Below are 3,973 nucleotides of genomic sequence, written 5' to 3' on the forward strand. Positions count from 1 at the left end.
GCCAGCAACACCATGCCCGCCGCCCACATCGCCGGCTTGCTGGCCGCCAACGCCGGCCCCAGCCGGGGCAGCACTTCGCGAGACAGCAGCAGCCAGCACACGAGCCCGGCGACCAAGTCCGGCAACCGAATCCAGATACTGGCATCGCTGACATGGGTCATCAGAGCCAACAGGTTGTAGTACCAACCGAACGGGTCCTCCGGGCTGCCGAACCAGCGGAAGTAGTTGGACATGTAGCCGGCGTGATCGGCCACCCGGGCCATCCCGAGGATGTAGCCGTCGTCTGACGAGTTGGCTCCCATCACATGCCACAGCAGGAAAGCGAGGATCACCGTGGCGTCGGTCCAGCCGAAGAACCGCCAGTTGGCCGGGATCCAGCGGCGCAGGCGATGGTCGTCCAACTGGTCCAGTCGCCACAGCGCGACCAACGCCACGATAGTGGCGACGATCGCCAGCACCATCGCGGAGAGCTTCAATGTCGTTGGCGTGGTGGAAAAACGGGTGTCGATGGTCGCCGAGAGCTGTAGTCCCGGAGGGGCGGGACCGGTCAGGTCGGTGAACACGCCGACGATCTGCGGGCGCAGGGCCGGGTCGTGGAAGCCGTTGCGCAATTGGTTGCCGTCCGGGTCGCGCAGCCCGACGAATTCGGCGAAGGTGCCCGCGTGGGTGGAGCTGATCTCGATGCGCTGGCAGCGCGCCGATTTCACCAGGTCCAGCGGGGCGCTCACCAGCGGCACGTTGCGGTCCGCCACGTCGACCCGCTGGTCGCCAACCGTCACCATCAAACCCTGCAGTGCGGCCTGCTTGCCGTTGCGGGGCACAGTGCCGACCAGCAGACCGCCCGTGGCGGGCATGGCGTTAACCGTTGTGCACGGGATACTCACCGTCATCTCGACCGGTGTCAGCGAAATCAACGGCGCGGTCACATTATTCAGCTGGCCATGCTGTGGCCAGTTCAATGTCGCGGTGGTCTGCACGACCGGCAGCAGCGGGGTGGCCACCGACAGCACGAACCCGACCAGGCCAGCGATCGTCGCCACCCAGCGCGTCACGCGTACGTCGCGCACTGACTGGTCGGTTCGCGACCCGCTGCGCCCAACTTTGCCGCCCTTGCGATCGCTCACGGCAGTGCTCGAATCGGTCCTTGGCGGGTCCAGCCGTACACCGTGGCGGCACCTTGCTCGACGGCGGCGTTCGGAGCCTGATCAGTGGGCACGAGGCGGTGGTATTTCTCCACCGAGCCCCAGTCGCGGTACCAGTCGCCGTTCAGGTAGGTGGGGATCGTGGAGGTCCACAGCATCGCCTGGGTGAACAGGAACGGCCCACCGGACTTGGACGCCTCCCACAGGTTCGACGACGACGCCGTTTGCTTGCGGTCGGGCATGATCCGGTACTGCGGAAGTTCGGCGATGCCCAGGTGTTCGGCGAACGGGCGCTGGCACGGGAAGTTCGCGGCGGTCGCGATGTCCATGAGTACCGGGTCGTGCGATCCGATCAGCTGCTGCAGCGTCTGCAGCACCGGCACCCGCGGCGGCGTGAACGCGAACCACTGGTCGGAGCTCAAGTTGGGGTCGTTGGCCACTATGCGTGCCACGTTGGCCTGCTGCGGCGCCCGCGCCAGCGGAACGCGCAGGTTGCGCCACGCCCGGTGCGGGCCGACGTCGATCGGCTCGATTCCGTCGGCGTCGCCGACAACCTGAGCGGCGCCGTCGGGACCGGCGACACCCCACTCCACCTTGAGAATCTGACCGTAGTCCAGCGTGCCGTCCTCTTCGTGCGACAAGATCGCCCCGGCGGCGGCCACCACCAGCAGCGGCCGGTCCGGAGTTCTTCGCGGCAGTTGATACCAGGACGACGTGGCTTTCGCGGCGAAGGAGTTCTCGCCGTAGCTGCCCATCACCGGGGTGCGGGCGGGATCCAGCCCGTACGGCAGCGCGGCGTGGGAGCCGTTGACCCCGGCCGGCCCCTTGCCGCCGGCCGTCCCCGCGGAGTCGCTGTAGGCGACGTTGGGTTTGTTGGGTGACGCATCGGAGTTGACCAGTCCAGGTTTGGTGACCACTGGGTCGGACTGCAGGTCGTTGCCAACGCCGTCGGGCTTGAAGCCGACGGGATTGATTCCACCGAGCGGGCCCGCGGGACCGAATGTCTGACCCGGAACTGGTTGCAGCAGGCCGGCATTGGGGTCGAGCTCGGCGAGCACGTCGTCGGCCATCGCGCAGCTGGTCGGCGAGAGCCCGGAAGTGAGCGCGGCCAGGTTGGCCTTGGCGATGGTGTAGTGCGGATAGCGCAACACCGCGCCCTTGGCCAGCGAGGCCACCATGCCGAGCACCATGATCGTCGCGACCACCAGCAGCGGGGTGGAGGCCAGCACGCGGTTGCGCCGGTTGTCCTTGACCTCGGTGTGGCCGGCGTAATCCATCCGGAAGTGGTACCAGCCGGCCAGCAACCCGGTGAGGATCGACAGCGTCAAAAACATCGACGTCACCGGGTGGCTGGCGATAACAGGCTGAATGTCGAACCACGGCACCCCGTAGTTGCCGACGTAGAACCAGCCGTTGATGCCCGAGGTCGCCCACGCCAGCAGGAACAGCAGCGCGGTGATATATAGCGTCAGGTTGCGGCGGCTGTGCAGGCCGATGCGGGCGAAGGTGAACGCGGTGACGGCACCCAGCGCGCCGGCCAGTCCGGCGAATGCGCCGAACTGGATAGCCCATTTTGTGGGCGTGAAGTGCAACAGCAGCAGGCCGAGCGCGGTCGTGCCGATCAGCCGCCAGGTCGGGCCGCTCGCGAGTCCCGGTATCCGGCCGCGCCGCAGCAGCACCACCAGCACTCCGAATAGGCACAACAGCAGCACAAGCACGGCGAAGCGCCGGGTCATCGAGCCGTCGGAGTTGCTCTCGACAGTGAGGAAGTAGTAGCGCAGGAAGTCTTGGTACCAGGCGATCGTCGGGCCGACCTTGTACTTGATGCGGGCCGACTCAGCGACCGTGGCCAGCGTCTGGCTGCGGAACACCACGATGGTGATCAACGACAGCGACGCCGCCAATACCCCCAGTGGCGCCAACACCCCGTCGGCTGCCCGGCGCTGCGCAATGATGCGGGCGATCGCTCGCGCGCCGGTGAGCAACGCGGCGACCGCGATCAATCCTTGCGGCGCCAAGGTCGCGGTCAGCATTGCCACCACGATCGCCACCGCCGCGGGTACCAGCCGTCGGGTGGCGATCGCATTCTCGACGAGCACCCAGGTGAGCACCACGCCCAACGCGATCAACGGCTCGGGCCGCAAGCCGTTGTTGAACGGCAGCCAGGCGGCGAGGAACACCGCGCCGGCGGTCAACACCGCGACCCGGTTGGCGCCCAGCCCACCCACTGCGGGGCCCAGCCGACGCAACATGTAACGGCTGATGACCAGCCAGCACCCGATGCCGGCCAGCGTGGCCGGCAGCCGCATCCATACCCCGGCAGTGCTCACCGATGCCATGTGCGCCAGCACCGAGGGATACCAGTCGAACGGCGCCTCGGTAGTCCCGAAGAACCGGTAGTAGTTGGCCAGATATCCGGCCTGCCCGGAAACGCGGGCGATGGTGAGGTTGTAGCCGTCATCCGACGAGATCGCGCCGATGACATGCCATCCCAGCAATGTCGCGATCACACCGACGTCGGCAAGCCAGGTGGCGACCCCGACTCTCAGGTGGCGCCTCCAGTTGCGCGGCATGCGCCGTCCGGACCGTCGGTCGAGGACGCCCAGCGCGACGATCGAGGTCAGTACCGTGAGCCCGCCCAGGGCCAGCACGCCTTTCTTGAGCATCGTGGGGGCGACAATGAACCGGGTATCGACGTCGATACGAGCCGACAATCCTGGCTGCGCAGGCACTTTCAGGTCGGTGAAGATCCCGCCGACCTGCGGCTTCTTTTCCGGTGCGAGAGTTCCTGCGGCGCCGCGTATCCCGACGAAGTCGGCGCCCGCGACGCC

2 protein-coding genes are annotated in these 3,973 nt (G+C 67.3%); both read right to left on the minus strand.

From position 1 onward, the window contains the following. The coding region (locus WB785_RS11490; RefSeq protein ID WP_424079248.1) for an arabinosyltransferase domain-containing protein at nt 1-1,067 on the minus strand (1,067 nt) is incomplete at its 3' end. Nucleotides 1,068-1,120: 53 nt separating this feature from the next. Continuing rightward, a partial coding sequence (locus WB785_RS11495) for an arabinosyltransferase domain-containing protein (RefSeq protein WP_424079246.1) occupies nt 1,121-3,973 on the minus strand: 2,853 nt, incomplete at its 5' end.

Source organism: Mycobacterium sp. (assembly GCF_049585075.1).
GTDB lineage: Bacteria > Actinomycetota > Actinomycetes > Mycobacteriales > Mycobacteriaceae > Mycobacterium.